At 72.3% G+C, this 18825-nt stretch carries 14 protein-coding genes; 10 read left to right on the forward strand and 4 right to left on the reverse strand.

Translation table 11 applies throughout. From position 1 onward, the window contains the following. Nucleotides 1–395 precede the first annotated feature (395 nt). The 5 genes from WME82_RS30760 to WME82_RS30780 all read left to right on the forward strand — a co-directional run bounded on the left by WME82_RS30760 (nucleotide 396) and on the right by WME82_RS30780 (nucleotide 7725). Entirely contained in the window at nucleotides 396–2765 is a 2370-nt protein-coding gene (locus WME82_RS30760; RefSeq protein ID WP_438038224.1) for a hypothetical protein, read from the forward strand. Nucleotides 2766–2942: 177 nt separating this feature from the next. Next, entirely contained in the window at nucleotides 2943–5009 is a 2067-nt protein-coding gene (locus WME82_RS30765) for a toxin-antitoxin system YwqK family antitoxin (RefSeq protein WP_438038225.1), read from the forward strand. Between the two features lie 246 nt (nucleotides 5010–5255). Further along, entirely contained in the window at nucleotides 5256–6665 is a 1410-nt protein-coding gene (locus tag WME82_RS30770) for an MBL fold metallo-hydrolase (protein WP_438038226.1), read from the forward strand. Further along, nucleotides 6662–7186 carry a YeeE/YedE thiosulfate transporter family protein gene (locus WME82_RS30775; protein ID WP_438038227.1) on the forward strand — a complete coding sequence of 175 codons (525 nt, stop codon included), beginning with the start codon at nucleotides 6662–6664 and terminating at the stop codon, nucleotides 7184–7186. The genes WME82_RS30770 and WME82_RS30775 overlap by 4 nt, the downstream gene beginning before the upstream one ends. Further along, nucleotides 7183–7725, forward strand: a complete 543-nt coding sequence (locus WME82_RS30780) for a DUF6691 family protein (protein ID WP_438038228.1) — start codon at nucleotides 7183–7185, stop codon at nucleotides 7723–7725. The genes WME82_RS30775 and WME82_RS30780 overlap by 4 nt, the downstream gene beginning before the upstream one ends. A 22-nt stretch (nucleotides 7726–7747) precedes the next feature. Here the strand turns inward: WME82_RS30780 and WME82_RS30785 are convergent, their stop codons facing one another. Both WME82_RS30785 and WME82_RS30790 read right to left on the reverse strand, forming a co-directional pair. Next, on the reverse strand, nucleotides 7748–8968 hold the full coding sequence (locus tag WME82_RS30785; protein WP_438038229.1) for a hypothetical protein: 1221 nt from the start codon (nucleotides 8966–8968) through the stop codon (nucleotides 7748–7750). A 68-nt stretch (nucleotides 8969–9036) separates the two neighbouring features. Further along, nucleotides 9037–10092 carry a class I SAM-dependent methyltransferase gene (locus tag WME82_RS30790; RefSeq protein ID WP_438038230.1) on the reverse strand — a complete coding sequence of 352 codons (1056 nt, stop codon included), beginning with the start codon at nucleotides 10090–10092 and terminating at the stop codon, nucleotides 9037–9039. Between the two features lie 38 nt (nucleotides 10093–10130). Here WME82_RS30790 and WME82_RS30795 point away from each other — a divergent pair, with 38 nt between their 5' ends. Next, on the forward strand, nucleotides 10131–10661 hold the full coding sequence (locus WME82_RS30795) for an Lrp/AsnC family transcriptional regulator (protein WP_437740074.1): 531 nt from the start codon (nucleotides 10131–10133) through the stop codon (nucleotides 10659–10661). Further along, entirely contained in the window at nucleotides 10658–11665 is a 1008-nt protein-coding gene (locus tag WME82_RS30800) for an N-acetyltransferase family protein (protein WP_438038231.1), read from the forward strand. The genes WME82_RS30795 and WME82_RS30800 overlap by 4 nt, the downstream gene beginning before the upstream one ends. A 212-nt stretch (nucleotides 11666–11877) precedes the next feature. Here WME82_RS30800 and WME82_RS30805 read toward each other — a convergent pair whose 3' ends face one another. Together WME82_RS30805 and WME82_RS30810 are read right to left on the reverse strand one after the other, a co-directional pair. Further along, nucleotides 11878–13497 (reverse strand): ABC-F family ATP-binding cassette domain-containing protein, encoded by a 1620-nt coding sequence (locus tag WME82_RS30805; protein WP_438038232.1) that lies wholly within the window; start codon nucleotides 13495–13497, stop codon nucleotides 11878–11880. An 81-nt stretch (nucleotides 13498–13578) separates the two neighbouring features. Continuing rightward, nucleotides 13579–14148, reverse strand: coding sequence for an FmdE family protein (locus WME82_RS30810; RefSeq protein ID WP_438038233.1), 570 nt, complete (start codon nucleotides 14146–14148; stop codon nucleotides 13579–13581). Nucleotides 14149–14448: 300 nt separating this feature from the next. Between WME82_RS30810 and WME82_RS30815 the strand changes: the two genes are divergently transcribed. The 3 genes from WME82_RS30815 (at nucleotide 14449) to WME82_RS30825 (ending at nucleotide 18711) form a co-directional block, all read left to right on the forward strand. Then, entirely contained in the window at nucleotides 14449–16056 is a 1608-nt protein-coding gene (locus WME82_RS30815) for a serine/threonine-protein kinase (RefSeq protein ID WP_438038234.1), read from the forward strand. 10 nt (nucleotides 16057–16066) lie between these two features. Then, nucleotides 16067–17050, forward strand: a complete 984-nt coding sequence (locus WME82_RS30820; RefSeq protein WP_438038235.1) for a tetratricopeptide repeat protein — start codon at nucleotides 16067–16069, stop codon at nucleotides 17048–17050. A 71-nt stretch (nucleotides 17051–17121) separates the two neighbouring features. After that, nucleotides 17122–18711 carry a hypothetical protein gene (locus WME82_RS30825; protein WP_438038236.1) on the forward strand — a complete coding sequence of 530 codons (1590 nt, stop codon included), beginning with the start codon at nucleotides 17122–17124 and terminating at the stop codon, nucleotides 18709–18711. Nucleotides 18712–18825: the final 114 nt, after the last annotated feature.

Below are 18825 nucleotides of genomic sequence, written 5' to 3' on the forward strand. Positions count from 1 at the left end.
CACGTAATTTTTCAATACTATCGCATGCCGGCGCAGGCCGCCTCCGCTTCCGACGAAGCGGCGGCGCCTCCGCCCGCGATGGCCGCTGTGCCGCCCGTGCCGTGACGGCGGCGCCTCCGCCCGCGATGGCCGCTGTGCCGCCCGTGCCGCGAGCCGCTACGGCGGATGTGCCGCCACTGTGCGACGCGGCCACCGCACCGCGGTCTCTCCGTGGTTCGTGGATTTCGTGATGGGGTCGCGCTCATCTCGCCACGTAGCCAAGAGAACACCCCCTCTCGGCGTCTGATACGCGATCGCCAGGCGGCCTGTCACCCACTCCGCGCGAGACGGGCGCGCCGGCTCCGCGCGCATGGCGCGCGAAGGGCCCACTCCATCTCTCGCGCAAGGAAGGATCCATGCCCGCTCGTCCTCCGTCACGCGCTGCCCGCGCGGCAGCGTCGCTTTTGTGCTCCCTCGTCGTCGGCGGTACATCGCTCCTCCCGGGGTGCCTGAGCCGCCCGATAGCCCATCAAGACACGCGCACGACTGGCACCGTCGTCGAGCGGCTCCCGCGGCGCGTCGACAAGATCGACCTCCTCCTGACCATCGACAACTCGTCGTCGATGAAGGACAAGCAGGACATCCTCGCGCTGGCCGTTCCCGATCTCGTGAGGCGCCTGGTCGACCCCCGGTGCATCGATCCGCTGGACCCCCTGAATTCGTCCCCGCCGGGGGAGGACGGCCGCTGCCCGAGCGGCAAGGAGCGCGAGTTCGAGCCCGTCGTCGACATCCACATCGGGATCATCAGCACGAGCCTCGGCAGCCATGGCGCGGACTCGTGCCCCGAGGGACCGCTCGTCTTCAACAACGACAGGGGACACCTCGTCGCCCGGAGCGACAGGGACGACCACAACGACGCAGACAACGACCCGCCGACCTACCAGAACATGGGGTTCCTCGCCTGGGATCCAGAGCAGAAGCTCAGCCCCGCGGGCGAGTCGATCCTCGACGACGGCGCGGGGCGCGGCCTGGTGCCGGCGCTGACGAACATGGTCCGAGGGGTGGCCGACAACGGCTGCGGCTTCGAGTCGCAGCTGGAGAGCTGGTACCGCTTCCTCGTGGACCCCGCGCCCTATGAGACCCTCGAGGTGGTGAACGGCAAAGCGGAGCGGCGCGGCGTGGACAGGAAGCTCCTGGATCAGCGCAAGGCGTTCCTGCGGCCGGATTCGCTCCTCGCGATCGTCATGCTGTCGGACGAGAACGACTGTTCCATCAAGGAGGGAGGGAACGCCTTCTGGGTCGCGAGGCAGAAGGACGACGACGGCGACGTTTTTCGGATGTTCGCGCCGCGCAGGGAGTGCGCGGAGAAGGGCCTGGACGACCCGTGCTGCAAGTCCTGCGGGTCGGACAGGGGCGAGTGCCCGCTGGACGAGGAGACCTGCGGACCGGATGGACAGCCGAAGACGCTCCGCCCGAACGAGGACCCGCACAACCTGCGCTGCTTCGACCAGAAGCGCCGGTTCGGCATCGATCTGCTCTACCCGATCGACCGCTACACGGACGCGCTCACGCAGGCGCGGATCCAGGATCACCAGGGCAATCTCGTCGACAACCCGATCTTCTCGGATCTCGACCCGGACGACGAGAACAGCGCGGTCCGTCCGCCGGAGTACGTGTTCTTCGCGGGCCTCGTGGGCGTCCCGTGGCAGGACATCGCGCGCCAGGGCGACGCGGGTCAGCCCGATCTCCGGGAAGGAAGGGACCAGGACGGCAACCGCGTCGGCGGCTTCAAGAGCGCCAAGGAGCTGAGCGCCCCGAACGCGGGCTTCGCGAGCACCTGGGACATCATCCTCGGAGATCCGAAGTCGCGCCGGAGCCCCGGCGATCCCCACATGATCGAGTCGCCGCTCCCCCGCGACGGCGAGAACCCGATCACCGGGACGCGCATCGCCGGCCCGGACTCGCCGGACGACGCCAACACCATCAACGGCCATGAATGGAACCCCAACCCGGGTTTCGGCGACCTCCAGTACGCTTGCACGTTCCGGTTGCTCGAGCCCGTGACGGGCGATGACTGCAAGGGCACTGAAGACCGAGACAGCCCCCTGTGCAAGGACAACCCCGACGGCACCGACAGCAACCTCCAGGTCAGCGCGAAGGCCTATCCGGGCCTGCGGCAGCTCGAGCTCATCCGGAACCTCGGGGAGCAGGGCATCGTCGGCTCCGTGTGCCCGGCGCAGCTCGAGTTCCCGCAAGAGGACCGGCTCGACTTCGGCTATCGGCCGGCGATCGGCGCGATCGTCGATCGCCTGAAGACGAAGCTCGGCGGGCAGTGCCTGCCCCGCGCGCTCCAGCCGAACGAGAGCGGACAGGTCAGCTGCCTCGTCCTCGAGGCGCGGAGCACAGCCGAGGGGAAGTGCGGCTGCGACGGGCTCACGGCGCGGCGGGAGGTGCTCCGCGAGAACCTCGCCGCGAAGCGGATGGTGCTCGAGGATCCGGTGGCGGCGGCGAACGGCTGGAACTGCGTCTGCGAGGTCGAGCAGCTGAAAACGCCGGACGAGCTCGCGGCGTGCCAGAACACGGTGCCTCCTGCACCGGTCGAGGTCGGCGGCGAGAAGGTGCACGGGTGGTGTTATGTCGACCCGCGGCTCGGCTTCGGCCGAGACGAAGTCGTCGCCAAGTGCCCATCCACAGAGCGCCGCCAGGTCCGGTTCACCGGCGACGGCGCAGCCCTGGACGGCGCGACGCAGTTCGTCATCTGCACCGGCGACACCGCCAACCAGTAGCGCGGCGCCAACAGCAGCGATCCGCTGCGCTGGCCGCGGTCGTCGAGAGGGTCGAGCTTCGGTGGTCCGGAGCGGCGCTCGGGCAGGCGCCGCTCGCCCCGAACCCGCGCTTCGTGGATCTTTGCAATCAGCGTGAAGGGCCGCCTTCTCGGCGCGAAAGCCGATAGACTGCGATGCGTGGACTCCACGGCACACCACGGCGCGGAGCGGCCTCCGTCGATTCCTCCTTCAGCCAGGTACAACCCCGAGCACGGCACGTTCGAGCTCGTGGAGACCGACGCCGACGGCCGTCGCTCGGGCGAGTGCCACGTCTACCGCGCGAGCGACGGCTCGTTGCTCTCGCGGTGCTGCTACGCGGGCGGGGTGAAGGACGGGCCGTTCACCTTGTTCCACCCGAACGGTCAACCCGCGCAGCGCGGGCGCTACCGGGGCGGCGAGCTCGACGGCGAGGTGGTGGTGTACGGCAGCGACGCCCCGACGGAGCTCAGGCTACGACCGTGCTGTGTGCCGCCCGGCGCCTGGGAGCTGCGAACGCGCTATCGACAAGGGAGCATCCTGCGCCAGGTCTTTCACGACCGCGACGGGTACCCGATCTCCGCGGACGGCTCCCGCTGGCCCGACCGACCCGCCGGCGTCGCCGGAGAGGCCGACTACGACCACGGCTCGCAACGATGGCTGGTCCGCGAGGAGGACGACGCCTCGGCCTCGCTCATCGACCGTTACTTCACGCGCGAGGGCAAGCCCTCTCAGGAGATCGAGATTCGCGCTGGCGCGCGTCATCGCGAGCTCCGGTACGACGCGCTGGGCCGCCCTTCCGAGGAGCGGCACCTCGATCCCCAGGGACGCTTCCACGGCCCGTCCGTCCGCTGGTTTCCCGATCCGGACACGAGCCCTTACCTCGACCGGCGCGTGCGCGAGGAGCGCGGCCAGTACACGCACGGTCACCCGGTCGGAGCGTTCACGGGGCTCGACGCGGACGGGGCGCCGGTGGTTCGACGCGAGCTCGGCGCGGCCCTGGACGAGGCGAGCCTCGGCGCGTCGCCCGCGCTCGCCGAAGACATCGCGGCGTGGGACGCCGAGCGCGTCTGGGCCCTCGCGCGAGAGCTCTTGCAGCAGGGCCGCGCGCGCGAAGCCTGCTGCGCCGCGGCCCGCGCGGCGGCCCGCGGGGGCGAGCGAGAGAGGCTCGCCGAGTTCCTGCGCGGCGCGACGCTGCAGCCGAAACCCGAGGTCGTGGAGCAACGCGGGCGAGCGCTGCTCGAGGCGTCCGACACGACCGCGCTCGGCGTCCTGGACGAGCTCTTGCTCGGCGCCGAGCCGAGCGCAGCTTACCGCACGCTCGCCGCTGTCTTCCGGGGCTCGCGTCGCGTTGCGCTCTCGCTCGTCGAGGCGGCGCTGCTGCTCGTGCCCGAGCGCCGCTCGACCTGCATCACGCGCGCGCTCCTGCAGCTGGAGCTCGGCGACACGCGCGGGGTGCTCGAGGACGCCGACCGCGTCGAGGCCGAGGCCCCCGCCGTGGCCGAGCACCTCAGGACCTTCGTGCGGCTGCTGTACCCGGAGTTCGCTTTCTGGCCGGCGCGCCAGGCCATCGATCCGGTGCCCGGCGACGCATCGGCCACGGTCGAGCTCGATCAGCCGATCGAGCAGGTTCGGCAGAAGGTCCAGCTCTACGCCACCCGCTTGCTGCGCCTGCGCGAGGCCGTGCAGCGCGGCCTGCCGGGTACGGAGCCCTGTCCGTGGCTCCCGCCCGACCTGTCGCACCTCTTGCCGGACGGGCCGGTGGAGCTCGCGCGGACGGAGGCGACCTTGACCGAGGAGACCGAGAATGGCGTCGAGACCGTCGAGCTCACCGTGGACGAGGCGCTCGACCCAGGAGCCCTGCCGGTCTCTCTCCTGATGCGGAGGGCCCGAGCCGAGTGGGCCGCGCTCTGCTGGCTTTGCTGGTCGGCCGGCCTCGACCAGGTCGCGCTGCCGGAGCGCATCGCGCACCGGCCCGACTTCACGGCGGCGGTCAACATGTCGCTCACCCGCTGGTTCCGCGCGCGCGACCAGCTGCAGAGCGGCGGGCTCGTCAGCCGGGCGCGCGGCGTGCCGGGCTTCCTCTGGGAAGGGCACGACATCGGCGAGCTCGACCCCACGCTCGCGGGCATCGCGGCCGACGAGTACTTCGAGATGCGATGCCTCTTCGTCTGGCTCATGTTCCGGGAGAACGTCTCCCCGTTCCAGAGCGATATCCGCGCGGCGTGAGCGCCGCGTCAGGGCGGCTCTGGCTTCTTCCGGCGATGGGAAGCAGCCGTCGCGGACGAGGCGGGCAGGACGCCGGCGCTTTCGCTCGCGCCTCGTGACGCACCATCTCGCCACAGCGGACAGGTCGAGGCGTGGCGGTCCTGCGCGCGACGGGTGATCCCTTGAGCTCGCGCGTCGCGCCGATCGCTCGCAGCGGTCGGCCTGGCGCCTCGCTTGCATCCACTCCCGTGCATGCATCTACACCGGATGAAGACTCCAGGTCTCGCTCACATCGCCTACCTGCTCGGCAACAAGGGCGAGGCGATCGTGGTGGACCCGCGGAGGGACATCGACGAGGTCCTCGCGGCGGCCCGAGAGTGGGACCTCGTGATCAAGTTCATCCTCGAGACGCACCGCCACGAGGACTTCGTCATTGGCTCTGGCGCCCTCGCGAAGGCGACGGGCGCGAAGATCGTGAGCGGAGATCATCCGCTCTTCGGACAGAGCGACATCCGGATGCGGGATGGCGAGGAGCTCGATCTGATCGGGCTGCGCATCCGCGCGCTCCATACGCCGGGACACACGCCGGAGAGCACTTGTTATGCCGTGTTCCTCCCGGACGCGCCCGGGCGCGCCTTTGGCGTCTTCACCGGCGATACGCTGTTCATCGGGGAGACGGGCCGGACCGACCTGCCCGACCGCGAGAAGACCAGCGACAACGCGCGCCTCCTCTTCGCCTCGGTGCACGAGAAGCTCCTCCCGCTCGGGGATCAGGCGCTCGTCTGGCCCGCCCACGGCTCCGGCTCGGTCTGCGGGGGCAACATCGCGGAGCGGGATGATTCCACGCTCGGCCTCGAGCGCGCCTACAATCCCGTCTTCGTCAGGTCGGCCGACGACTTCGCCCGCGCCAAGGTCGCGGAGCGCATCCCGCGCCCACCCTATTTCAGCTTGATGGAGAGGCTGAACCTCGAAGGGGGCAAGCCGCTCTCCGCGAAGCCCGGCGAAGTACCCTCCCTGCCGCCCCAAAAGTTCGCGTCGGAATCCAGGCAGGGGCTGGTGCTCGACGCGCGCGACCCCGAGGCGTTCGCGTCGGGCCACCTGCCCGGCTCGCTGAACCTCTGGCTCGCTGGGCTCCCGGTGTTCGGCGGGTGGGTCGCGGACGAGACGACCCGGGTGTACCTGGTCGTCTCGCGCGCCGCGGACGTGGAGGCGGCGGTCCTGCACCTCGCGCGCGTCGGCGTCGATCACGTGTCCGGCGTGCTCGCCGGAGGGTTCGACGCATGGCGGGACGCGGGCATGCCCATCGAGAAGACGGGCACGATGACCCCGCGCGAGCTCCACGACGCCGGCGACGCCGTCGCCGTGCTCGACGTCCGCGATGATCAGGAGTTCGAGACGGAGGGGCACATCGAAGGCGCGCGGCACATGTACGTGGGATATCTCGACGAGCACTTCGAGAAGGTCCAGCCCGCGCTGCCGCGTCATGGCCGCATCGCGCTCGTCTGCAGCGTCGGGCATCGCGCTGGGCTCGCGACGAGCATCCTCCGTCGCCGCGGCTTCACCGAGGTCGCCAACGTCCTCGGCGGGATGACGGCATGGGAGAAAGTCGGTTTGCCGAAGAAGCAGGGCCCCGAGCGCACGATCACCACCATGGATATCGAAGGAGCGCGACGATGAGCTCGCCGGGAGGCGCGCGCTGGGCGCCGGAGATCGCCGGGCTCGCGATCGGAGCGCTGGAGTCGTTCGCGATGGGGACCGCGAAGCGGCCTCTCGGCGTGACGTCCGCGTTCGAGACGGGGGCGAGCGCGCTGGCGCGCCGGCTCGCGCCGCAGGCCAGCCGGGTGAACGAGTTCGTGGCCAAGCGGGAGACGACGCCGAAGATCGACTGGGAGGTGCTGCTCGCCCCGGGCATCGTCCTTGGCGCGTTCCTGGCCTCGCGCGCCTCGGGTACGCGAGGATCCACGCTGCCGGACGCATGGCGGGCGCGGTTCGGGGAGAGCCGCGGAAAGCGCTACGCGGCCGCGTTTTGCGGGGGCGCCCTGATGATGTTCGGCGCGCGGCTCGGCAAAGGATGCACCAGCGGGCACGGCATCAGCGGCACGATGCAGCTCGCCGCGGCCAGCCTCGCGTTCGACGTCGCGATGAGCGTGAGCGCCGTCTTGGCGGCGAAGCTCCTGTTTCGAGGAGGCGCGCGATGAAGCGGGATCCGCTCGGACGACTCGTGCTCGGCCTCGCGACCGGGACCGCGTTCGGCGCCCTCCTCCAGCGAGGAGGGGCCTCGGATGCCGACCTCATCATCCAGCAGCTCCTGCTGCGCGACAGCAGCATTGCGCGGATCATGTCGACCGCGGCGGCCGTCGGCTCGATCGGCACGCACGGCCTGCGCGCGGCCGGCGCGACCGAGCTCGACGTGAAGCCGTTCCAGGTAGGTTCGGTGATCCTGGGCGGTGTGGCCTTCGGCGCTGGGATGGCGATCCTCGGTTATTGCCCCGGCACGACCCTCGCCGCCGTCGGCGAAGGCCGGCGCGACGCGATGTTCGGGCTGCTCGGGATGGTCGCTGGAGCGCTCGCCTTCATCCGCGTGTACCCGCACATCAAGGAGGTGGTCGAAGAGACGGACCTCGGCAAGGTCACCCTCCCTTCGGCGACGAAGACGTCCCCTTGGCCCTGGGTGGCTGGCCTCGCCGGGCTCGCAGGCGCGGCGGCGCTCGTCAGCCGCGCGCGGGCGGCGCGGTGAATTTGAACGCAACGAGGACGCGTCAGTCGAGGCTCATCACCGCGGTCTCGCCCCCGATGTCCAGGCGCGAAAGAAAAGATTCCAAGGCCTCCATGGACAGGGGGAGCCCCCTCACCGCCAAGGCGGATTCACGAACGCTGGTGAGCGCTGGGAGCCAGTCGAAGCTCGTGAGCTCACCCGAGCTCACGAGTCTGAGCTCACCCACCTCCGCGAGGGCGTCGAACCCGTCGAGGCCCGGGCCTTCCAGCAGATGCATCTGAAAATTCGCGCCGACGCGGCGGAGGTTGCGCAGCGCGGTGAAGTCGTCCGTGTGGTTGCGGAAGAGGGTCAGCGAGCCGTCGATGTGGACGAGGGAGGAGAGCGGCTCCAAGGCGCCCGGCGTCGTATCGCTCAGGTGGATCGAGCCCCGGAAGCGGGTGCATCCAGCCACGCTCGTGTAGGGCACGATCACCAGATCGTCCGGCTGGCCACACACGACCGCCTCGGCATCGGGGTCCGGCGGCTCCTTGGGAACGGCGTTCGTGAGGGACACCAGCGCGCCGCTGCGCACGTGCGACGTCGCGAAGGACTCCAATGCTTCAGCGGTCAGCTGCGCGTTGCGCCGAGCGATCATGGAGGCGCCGATCTCCGCGAGAGCAGGAAGCCACGAGAAGTCGGCAAAGCCGCTCTGGTAGAGCCACAGCCCGGAGACGTACTGGATCGACTCCAGGCCGCGCAAGGCCTCCGGCGCCGCCACGACCAGCAACCGACCTTCGATCCGCGTCAGGTTGGACAGGGGTCCGAGATCCTCAGGAGGCGAATAGAGCAGCAGGGATCCCGCTATTTCCCTGAGATCCGTGAGCGCGTCGATCGCCTCGGGCCCGTCCAGGCTCAGCAGATGAAGCGTGCCGAGGAAGCGCGTACAGCCACGCAAGCGCTCCAGCTCGGGCGCGGGCCCGGTCGCCTCTCGAAGGACGTTCGCGCCCACCGCGATCACCTCTCCCACCGTCCCGCAGTCACGCCCCTCGGGAGATCCCGCTTGCCCGCCCCCGGACGGCTCGGCGGCCCCGGAGCCGCCGCTGCCAGCTGTCGCGTCGCCTCCGCCGCCCGCGCCGGCGCTCGAGGCTCCCGTGGAAGCGCCGCCTGTCGCTCCGCTCGGGCGGTCGGGGGTGGTGCCACAGGCCGCAGCACCGAGGAGCAGCAATCCCGCCGTACCGCTCAGCCGGCGCCGCAGCATGTGCCTTTCCACCTCTTCCCCTCGCATGGTCGCTCGATTCTAGCAGAGCTCTCACGCGCGAGGCGCGCTGGACTGAAGCGGCGCCGGCGGGCGGGCTAGTTGCCTGCCGTGTGGGCGATCGCGAAGATGAGGTTGCGCTCGAGCCGGATGCCCTGCGGCGTGCGAAACGCCTCGATCTCCTTCGCGAGCCGCTCGCGCACCTCGCGCTTCTCCTCGGGGCTCAGGTGCGAGAGGTGGTTGCCGAACGAGCTCGACCCGCTGTGCGTCAAGATCTCGTCGACGTCGGCGGCGTGGTCGACGAAGGTGAGGATCTCCGCCGTGTCGACGATGAAGCCGGCGCGCTCGAGCAGCGCTCGAACCTCGTCGACCGTCAGCTTGTACGGGCGATTGCCCTGGGCGTCTCTCCCGAGCTCGGCCAGCACCTTGCGCTGGATCGGCTCGATCTGGTGCGGCTTCTCCCGCGATCCCGTGCTGAATCCGAGCTTGCCGCCGGGCTTCAACACGCGCGCCGCCTCGGCGATGGCGCGCTCCTTCTGGGCTTCGTTCAGCCAGTGAAGGACGCTGTTCAGGTACACGACGTCAAAGCTCTTCGAGGCGAAGGCGGAGAGGTCCTCGGCGCGGCCGACCGCGGTCGCGAGGTTCACGCGGGCCTTCTGCCGGGCGATGTCGACGCGGAGCGGCAGGGGGTCGATGGCCGTCACGCTGCCCTCGGGGCCGACGATCTCTGCGACGTGAGCGGCGAGCCGGCCGGTGCCCGCGCCGACGTCGAGCACACGCTGGCCGCGCCGCACGCCCAGCGTTTCGATGAGGAGCTTGCCGTGGTTGAACTGCCGGTCGCTGCCGTGCTCGTAGGCCTGGGCGAGCTCGGGGGTGTCGAGAGAAAGGCTGATGGTCGTCATGCAGGCCGCCCGAGCAGGGCCCGTGCCGGCGCCCGGCGCCGCGCTGGCAGGGCCCGCGCGCCGGAGCGCCGCGCCGCCGGCGAGGACCCGGGCGCGGCAGATCGCGCTCGCCGCTGCTCGCGGGCCAGCAGCGATGCTGCTCTGGTGCTGCGCCGCGAGCAGCGGGGCCGCGCGGCGAAAGGCGGCGGGCAGGGACGGCGGCGGGAGCGACGCGCCGGCGCATGGAGACCCACGACTTGAATTTCGAAACAATTTTATCAACAATCCATTCACTTCCAATGACAGTAGCCATGGATGCCATCGATCTGAAAGCGATCCACCTCCTCGCCCGCGACGCCCGCCGGTCGTGGGCGGACCTCGGCGAGGCGGTCGGCCTCTCCGCGCCCGCCGTGGCCGAGCGGGTGCGGCGGCTCGAGGAGCGCGGCGTCATCACGGGGTGGGAGGCGCGCCTCGACGCCCGGGCCGTGGGCGCCGGGCTCACGGCCTTCATCTCGGTCTCGATCGCGAACCGGCGCGGTCGCGGCGAGTTCCTGCGCGCCGTCGAGCGCGCGGCCGAGATCCAGGAGTGCCACCACGTCGCCGGCGACGAGGACTACCTGCTCAAGGTGCGCTGCCGCGACACCGAGGCGCTCGAGCGCCTGCTCACGCAGGAGCTCAAGGCCCACGACGGCGTGGTGCGCACGCGCACGACGATCGTCCTGTCCACCGCCAAGGAGACCGCGCTCCCGCCCCTGCCGCTGCCGTCCGAAGAGGCGCGCGACGGCGAAGCGCGCCCCCGCAAGGCGCCCGGCCGCGGAGCCGCCCGGAAGGAGGCGCCGTGAGCGGCGCCGACGGACTGCCGCCTTTCGGCGATCGTGGCGAGCGCCGCGAGCGTCGCGAACGCCAGATCGACGAGCGCGACCTCGCGGCGCTCGCCGCCGCCATCGAGGACGCCGCGATCGCGCAGCGCGACTTCTCGCACGCGCGCCACCTGCTCCTCGCCCTGCACTACGTGCGCGCTCACGGGCCCGAGGGGGCGCTCGCGCGCATGCGCTCCGCCCTGCAGGCCTTCAACGCCCGGCACCCGCCGACCAACGGTTACCACGAGACGATCACGGTCGCCTGGCTCACGCTCGTCGCCCGCCACGCCGCCGAGCACCGAGGCGCCGCCGTCCACGACCTCGCGGAGGGCCTCCTCGACCGCCACCGCAGCAGCAAGGCGCTCTTCGCCCATTACTCTCGCGCGCGGCTGCTCTCGGACGACGCCCGCGCCGCGTTCGTCGCGCCCGACCTCGCGCCGCTCCCGGCGCCAGGCGACGGCGTGCGCATCCGCCTGGCGACCGAGGCCGATCTCGCGGCGATCGAGGAGATCTATGCGTTCTACGTCGAGCGCTCGACCTGCACCTTCGCCACCACCGTCCCGACCCCGGCGGAGCGCCGCGCCTGGCTCGCGGCGCACGGCCCCCAGCACCCCGCCACCGTGGCCGTCGAGGGCGACGGGGCCGGGGCCGTGGTCGGCTGGGGCTCGCTCTCCCTGTGGAACCCGCGCGAGGCCTACGCCCGCTCCGTCGAGAACTCGGTCTACGTGCGCGACGGCCTCCACCGGCGGGGGCTCGGGCGCCGCATCCTCGCCGATCTCGTGAGCCGCGCGATCTCGCTCGGCCACCGCACGATCATCGCGCAGATCGCCGGAGACCAGGCGGCGAGCGTCGCGCTGCACCGCGCGCTCGGGTTCGAGGACGCCGGGCTGCTCCGCGACGTCGGGCACAAGTTCGACCGCTGGCTCGACGTGATCCTGATGCAGCGCGCGATTCCTCACCCTGCAAGCGATGGCCAGCAGCCGTGAGGCGGCCTACATGCCCGCGACCACCACGAACGAACCCGGGTTGCGCCAGGACGAGCGCGTAGGCCCTCTCGCTCGCGTCGGCGTGGTCCTACGCGGACCGGTGATGGCCGCCGTGGCCGTGCTCCGAGGGGACGAACGGCTCCGCACGGGCCCTGGAGCGCCCTTTCGAACACGCCCCGGGGCTCGCGCGCCCCAGGGCTCCGGCGGGCGCGCTACGAGGCCCTGGCGTTCTTCAGCGCGTCCGGGTTCCCCGGCCCCTCGAGGTACTCGTCGTACGTGCCGTTGAAGACGCGCGGATCCTTCGACGACAGATCGAGCACGCGGGTGCCGAGCTTGCCCACGAAGTGCCGGTCGTGGCTCGTCACGACGACCGTCCCCTTGTACTCGACGAGCGCCTGGAGGAGCGCGTCGATGCTCTCGACGTCGAGGTGGTTCGTCGGCTCGTCGAGCACGACGATGTTGTTCTTCACCAGGATGAGCTTCGCGAGGAACAGGCGCGCCGCCTCACCGCCGGAGAGGTTTTCCGTCTTCTTGAGCCCGGCCTCGCCGCTGAAGAGCAGCTTCCCGAGCACCGAGCGCACGTGCTCCTTCGGGGCGGACGGGTCGAAGCGGTACAGCCAGTCGTAGGCCGTGAACCCCGCCTCGATCGCCTCGTGGTGATCCTGCGCGAAGTAGCCGACGTTCGTGTCGTGGCCCCACGTGACGGCCCCGGCGTCCGGCGTGTACTCGCCGACGAGGAGCTTGAGCAGCGTCGACTTGCCGATGCCGCTCGGCCCGATGACCGCGAGCTTGTCGCCGCGGTTCAGGTTGAAATCGAGCTTCTGGATCACGCGCCGATCGCCGAAGCTCTTGGAGAGGCCCTCGACGCGCAGCACGTCGCGGCCAGAGGGCTTCTCGATCTCGAACTTGATGTACGGGCGCACGACGCTCGAGCGCCGCACCTGGATGCCCGCCTCGAGCTTCTCGATCTCCTTCACGCGCGACTGCGCCTGGCTCGACCGGCTCGCGCTCGCGCCGAAGCGGGCCACGAAGTCCTTGAGCTCGGCGATCTTCTTCTTCTTCTGCGCGGCGTCGGCGTCCGACTGGCGCTTGCCGGTCGTCTTCTGCTCGATGAAGTCGTCGTAGTCGCCCGTGTAGAGCGTGACCGTCTGGTAGTCGACGTCGGCGACGTGCGTCGCGATCGCGTTCATGAAGTGCCGGTCGTGGCTGACGACGAGGAGCGTGCCGCGGAAGGTGTCGGTCAGGTACGACTCGAGCCACCGGATCGAGTCGAGGTCGAGGTGGTTCGTCGGCTCGTCGAGGAGCAGGACGTCCGCGCCCCCGAAGAGCGTCTGGGCGATGAGGACGCGAAGCTTGTACCCGCCCGCGAGCGTGCTCACCGCGCTCGTGTGCCGGGCGGTCGCGATCCCGAGCCCCTCGAGGATCTCGGCGGCGCGCGACTCGGCGGTGTAGCCGTCCTCCTCGCCGATCGTCCCCTCGAGCTCGGCCAGCCGCATGCCGACCTCATCGGTCATCTCGACCTCGTACAGCCGATCGCGCTCCTGCATCGCGTCCCAGAGCGCCCGGTTCCCCATCAGGACCGTGTCGAGGATCCGGCAGGACTCGTAGGCGAAATGGTCCTGCTTGAGCACCCCGACGCGCAGCTGCCTCGGGATCTCGACCGAGCCCTGATCCGACTCCTCCTCGCCGGAGATGACCTTGAGGAGCGTCGATTTCCCCGCTCCGTTCGCGCCGACGAGCACGTAGCGCTTGCCGGGGTCGAAGCGCATCGTGACGTTCTCGAAGAGAATTTTGGGACCGTACCGCTTGGTGAGCTTTTCGAGCGTGATCATCTCAGCGGCGCCGGGAGTAGCACGTGTGCGCCTGCGGTTCCGGTGAATTCCGGAGGCAGCGCGCCCCCCGGGGCAGGCGCGTCACCTCGGCGCGCCGGGCGGCGGGCTGGCGACGCGCGCCGGCGCTTCCTCGAATACCTCGGCGTCTGGCAAGGAAAGGACCTCCCTGCCGGCCGATTCCAGCGTCTCTCTCGGCACATCGCGGAAGCGCGCGCGGAAGGCCGCAGACGGGCGGAGGGTCACGGCCTGCCCGGTCGACCTGCGCCTGTACGTGGTCTCCACGCCGTCCTCGCTCGCCTCGATCAGGCTGAGATTCAGCTTCCCGAGGCTGGCCCCCGTCGCCGCGGCGGCGCCGTCGGCGATGCAGGAGAACTGCACATTCCGCGGGCTGTGGTGGATCACCTCGAGGTCGAAGCTCCTCGCGGGCAGCCCGAGCCTCGCGAGCGCAAAGCGTCCCATGCGGTAGCCGGCGACGGCCCACGGCCCCGCCCCGCCGTGGATCGCGGCGACGGCGCGGAGCTCGTCGTCCGGGGCCTCCGCGGCCGGGCGGCCGGCGGGCTCCTGCGCAGGGCCCTCAGGGGGATGGGCGCCCGCGCCGCCGCACCGGATCGAGGAAATGGCGGCGAGGAGGATCAACGCCGCTTGGCTCATCGTCTTGCGCATGCTCGCTCGATCCCCCGTGAGGGCGGCGGAGTGTCCCCGTTCGCGCGCGACGTCAAGGGCGTCGGGCCCCGCGCCGCTGCCCGCGACGCCCGGGATCCGCCCGATCCGGCGAGCGCGCAGGCGTACCCTGGACGGTTTCACGCACCGCGGCGTCAGACCGGGGTAACATGCGCCCGTCATGCCTCGCGCGCCCGCCAGCCGTCCCCGTCGCTCCAGCCGCGCCGGCCTCGCTGGCTCCGCCGGCGACGCGACGACCCACGTGGCCCGCGCCGGGGGTGATGCTCGCCGATGACCCGCGTCCACCCTGAAGGCTTCCGGCCCGAAGCGCTCGTAGGCCAGGTCCTGCGCGGCAAGTGGCGGCTGGAGCGCCTGCTGGGCTTCGGCGGGATGGCCATGGTCTACGCCGCCACGCACCGCAACGGGATGCGCGGCGCGGTGAAGATCCTCCGCCGCGAGCTGTCCGAGGACGAGGAGGCGCGCTCGCGCTTCCTGCGCGAGGGCTACGTCGCCAACCGCGTCGAGCACCCGGGCATCGTCCGGGTGCTCGACGACGACGTCACCGACGATGGCTCCGTGTTCCTGGTGATGGAGCTGCTCGAGGGCGAGACCGTCGAGGCGCGCCGCGCGCGCGAGCCGGGCGGCGTGCTCGGCGTGAGCGAGGTGCTCGGCATCGCCGACGACCTGCTCGACGTGCTCGCCGTCGCGCACGAGCGCGGGATCGTGCACCGCGACCTCAAGCCGGACAACCTGTTCCTCACGCGCCAGGGGCAGCTGAAGGTGCTCGACTTCGGCATCGCGCGGCTGCGCGAGCTCTCCTCCCCGGCGAACGCCTCCACGCGCGCCGGCACCCTGATGGGGACGCCGCAGTTCATGCCGCCGGAGCAGGCGCGGGGGCAGTGGGACAGGGTCGACCCGCGCAGCGATTTATGGGCCGTCGGGAGCACGATGTACCAGCTCCTCTCGGGGCGGTACGTGCACGAGGCCGAGACGCTCCCGCTGCTGCTCCTCGCGGCGATGACGCAGCCGGCGCCGCCCGTGGGCAGCGTCCTGCCGGCCCTGCCCCCGCCGATCGCCGGCGTGATGGACGTGGCGCTCGCGTTCGACCCCGACCGCCGCTGGCCGAACGCCCGCGCGATGCAGCGCGCGCTCCGCCAGGCGCGGGGCGGCGCGGCGCTCGAGCTGGCCCCGGGCGCGCACCCGGATCCCGGGCGCGCGCCGCTGCACTCGGAGCACGGGCGCGGGCTCCTGCACTCGGATCCAGGGCGCCCGTCGGCGCAGGCGCGAGGTCCCGGGAGCGGGCCGCGCGGCACGGAGTTCGCCGCGGCGGGCACGGCCAGCGGCGTCGCGGCCGGCGGCGGCGCGGCCAGCACCGGCACGGTCTCGCCGGTCGTGGAGCGCTCGGCCAGCGCGGAGCGCACCGCGCCGCGCGCGGCGGCCACGGGCGCGCTCCTCGCCGGCGCCGGCGTGCTGGCCGTGGGTGTCCTGGTCGCGCTCGTGTGGTGGCAGCGCGCGGGCGAAAGGGGCGCGGAGGATCCGTCGCACGGCTCCACGGTGGAGGCCGAGCCGCGCCCCACCGCGGGCGCCGGGGCGGCGACGGCGCCGCCCGACAGCGCAGGCTCGCTCGGGGCCGGCGTGCAGCCGGCGCCGTCCGGCGATGCGGTCCCCGCGATCGCGCCGTCCGCGCCCGCGACCACGCCGGCGCCCGAGGCCGCGAGCGCGACGGCCGCGAGCGCGTCCGCGCCGGCGAGCGCGAGCGCGAGCGCGAGCGCGACCGCGCCGAGGCCCGCCGCCGGGGGCAGGGCGCGATCCCCCGCGACCGCGACGAAGGCGCCCGCCGCCACGACGCCGGCCCCCGCGCCGACGCCGGCGGAGGACCCGTACAACCGGAGACGTTGAGGCCGCACGGATGCGTAGATCGAGCTCGCGTAGACGATTCCCGGCGGAGGTGCTCGCCCTGGGAGGAGCCGTGCTCCTCGCCTGCCCCGACGCCTCCGCGCAGGGGCGCGATCCTGCGGCCGCGGAGGCGCTGTTCGACGCCGGCAGGGCGGCGCTGCAGGCGAAGGACTACGACGCCGCGTGCCCGAAATTCCGGGAGAGCTACGAGCTCGATCCGGCGCCCGGGGCGCTGCTCAACCTCGGCGACTGCGAGGAGAAGCGCGGCAGGGTCGCGACCGCGTGGTCGATCTTCCGGCAGCTCGCGCGCGATCTGCCCGCGAACGACGACCGCCGCCCCATCGCCCAGTCGCGCGCGGCGGCGCTCGAGGCCCGCGTGCCGAGGCTCACGATCCGGCTCGCGCCGGGGGCGCCCGCGGACACGGCGGTGCAGCGCGCGGGGGTCCCGGTCGGCGCGGGCTCGCTGGGCTCGTCGTTGCCGGTGGACCCGGGCGAGGTCCAGGTGACGGCGGCGGCGCCGGGCCGGAAGCAGAAGATCTTCACGGTGCAGCTCGCGGAGGGCGCGCAGGTCGAGCTGGTCGTGGCGCCGGAGGAGGCCGCGGCCGCCGCGGGCGCGGGGCCTGCGCTCCGCCCGAAGACCGCCCCGCAGGAGGCGGGGGGCTCGCCCCGGCGGACGGCCGGCTGGATCAGCGCCGGCGTCGGCGCGGTCGGGATCGGCGTCGGCGCCGTGTTCGGCGCGCGCGCGATCGGGAAGAAGGGCGACGCCGAGGCGTACTGCGACGAGGACAACGTCTGCCTGGATCAGGGGATCAAGCTGCAAAAGCAGGGCGTGACCGCGGGGACGATCTCGACGGTCGCGTTCCTCGTCGGGGCGGCGGCGCTGGGCACGGGCGCGGTGCTCGTCTTCACGGCGCCCTCCTCGGGGCAAGGGTCGCCGGCGCCCCGGGCCACCATCGGCGTGGTGCCGGGCGGCGCCGTGGCGACTGTCGTTTTTTGACGGGAGCTGCGCGGCGTCGCCGCGAGGGAGGGGCCCTGGTGGTGAAGCGCGATCAGAGGAGCATCCGAGCCGTGGTCTCTGCCGTCCTGCTCGTCGCCGCGGGCGTGGGAGGCTGCAATGCGCTCATCGGCCTCGAGGTCGGCCAGCTGGACGCATCGACGGGCGGCACGGGCGGCGCGGGCGGCGCGGGCACGGGCGGAGGGGCCGAGGGCGGCGGTGGCAGCGGCGGCGCGGGCACGGGCGGCGGAGGCGACGGCGGCGGCGCTGGCGCGGGCGGCAGCGCCGGCGGCGGCGGCGGCGGTGAGGCGCCGTTCTGCGGCGAGGATCGCAAGGACGCCATCCGCGGGCCGCAGGCACGCTGGGGCACGACCATCGGGCTCGACGTCACCGACGTCGCGGCGCACGGCGACGGGGTGACGGCCATCGTCAACGAGAAGGGCACGATCTCCGTCGCGCGGTGGGCGCGCGGCGGCACCCGCGATGCCGGGTATGGGCTGACGGCGACCGATCTGCTGGAAGGCGACATCAAGGCCACGCACCTCTCCATCGGCCAGGGGCTCGCCTATGTGGCAGGGTGGTCGGACAGCGGCCCCCAGCTGCCCAGCGCGTCCACCACCGGGTGCGTCATCAGCGAGCTCGCGCGCTCTCACCCGAGCTTCCTCGCTGCGCTCGACGAGAAGGGCCAGTGCCGGTGGGCGTGGTCGCCGGACGGCGGCGCCACCTCCACCCCGCTCGGCCTCGCGGCGGCGCCCGGCGCCGTGGTGATCGCCGCCTCGGTGAAGGGGCCGAGCGTGAACGACGGCACGTGCACCCTCGCCATGGGCGGCGCGGAGACGTCCGTGGGCCTGGCCGCGCTCGATCCGGCGGCAGGCGGTTGCCTGTGGGGGATGCCCATCGGCCCGTCGCCGGCCGTGACCGTCGGAGAGCTCCTCGTCGACGAGGCGCGCGGCGAGGTGCTGGCGGTCGGCCGCTACGAGGGCGAGGAGGGCTACGTCGTCGGGGGAGCGCTGCTCCCTCCCTCGCAGGATCGCGATGTGTTCGTGGCGCGCTTCGCGCTGACCGAGGGGTCGCTCAAGGGCATCGACGCGTTCCCCCTCCCCGGGCGTCAGGAGGTGGACCAGCGCGGGGCCGCGCTGCTCCCGGGCGGCGACGTCGTGATCGTCGGCTCCTATGCCGGCTCGCTCGATTTCGGCGAGGGCTGCCCGCCGGCGCCCGAAGAGGACGCGCCGGACATGGAGAACTTCTTCGTCATGCGCGTCTCCGGCCCGTCCGTGGTCTGGGGCCGCGGGTTCGGCGACGCGGGGCACCGGCAGTGGGTCGCCAGCGTGGCGGCGGCGCCCGATGGACTGATCTACGTGACGGGGAACTACCAGGGCGAGATCGACCTCGGGAACGGCGGGAAGCTCGTCGCTCCCGCGACGGACGCCGATCCGATGGTCGGGTTTCTGATCGTGCTCGACGCCCGCGGCAACGTCGTCTCCGCCTCCGAGCTGAAGGGGACGGGCGACGCTTACGTGTGGGCCGCCGCGCCCGGCCCGGCGCCTGGCGACGCCCTCTATCTCGGCGGGGAGCTGGGCAGCACCCTCGATATCGGGCGCGATCCGCCGCTCACCGACGCGATGGGGCGCGGGTTCATCGCCGAGCTCCCGGGCGTGCGGTGATCCCCGCGGTCCGGCGCGCCGGGCCGCGAGCGCTCGACGCCCCGCCACCCGCATCGGCCGCTGCGACCGGATCGCCGCGGCGCGCGCTCCGGTCGATGGCAGTCGGCGGAGAGC

Origin of the sequence: Sorangium sp. So ce128, assembly GCF_051525245.1 — a bacterium.
Lineage (GTDB): Bacteria > Myxococcota_A > Polyangia > Polyangiales > Polyangiaceae > Sorangium > Sorangium cellulosum_B.

Excerpts from the sequence above, each read along its gene's own strand:
- WME82_RS30795 (WP_437740074.1), top strand. The coding sequence starts at position 10,131 with ATGGATGCCATCGATCTGAAAGCGATCCACCTCCTCGCCCGCGACGCC.
- WME82_RS30780 (WP_438038228.1), top strand. The coding sequence starts at position 7,183 with ATGAAGCGGGATCCGCTCGGACGACTCGTGCTCGGCCTCGCGACCGGG.
- WME82_RS30775 (WP_438038227.1), top strand. The coding sequence starts at position 6,662 with ATGAGCTCGCCGGGAGGCGCGCGCTGGGCGCCGGAGATCGCCGGGCTC.
- WME82_RS30785 (WP_438038229.1), bottom strand. The coding sequence starts at position 8,968 with ATGCGAGGGGAAGAGGTGGAAAGGCACATGCTGCGGCGCCGGCTGAGC.
- WME82_RS30805 (WP_438038232.1), bottom strand. The coding sequence starts at position 13,497 with ATGATCACGCTCGAAAAGCTCACCAAGCGGTACGGTCCCAAAATTCTC.
- WME82_RS30770 (WP_438038226.1), top strand. The coding sequence starts at position 5,256 with ATGAAGACTCCAGGTCTCGCTCACATCGCCTACCTGCTCGGCAACAAG.
- WME82_RS30815 (WP_438038234.1), top strand. The coding sequence starts at position 14,449 with ATGACCCGCGTCCACCCTGAAGGCTTCCGGCCCGAAGCGCTCGTAGGC.
- WME82_RS30760 (WP_438038224.1), top strand. The coding sequence starts at position 396 with ATGCCCGCTCGTCCTCCGTCACGCGCTGCCCGCGCGGCAGCGTCGCTT.
- WME82_RS30810 (WP_438038233.1), bottom strand. The coding sequence starts at position 14,148 with ATGAGCCAAGCGGCGTTGATCCTCCTCGCCGCCATTTCCTCGATCCGG.
- WME82_RS30820 (WP_438038235.1), top strand. The coding sequence starts at position 16,067 with ATGCGTAGATCGAGCTCGCGTAGACGATTCCCGGCGGAGGTGCTCGCC.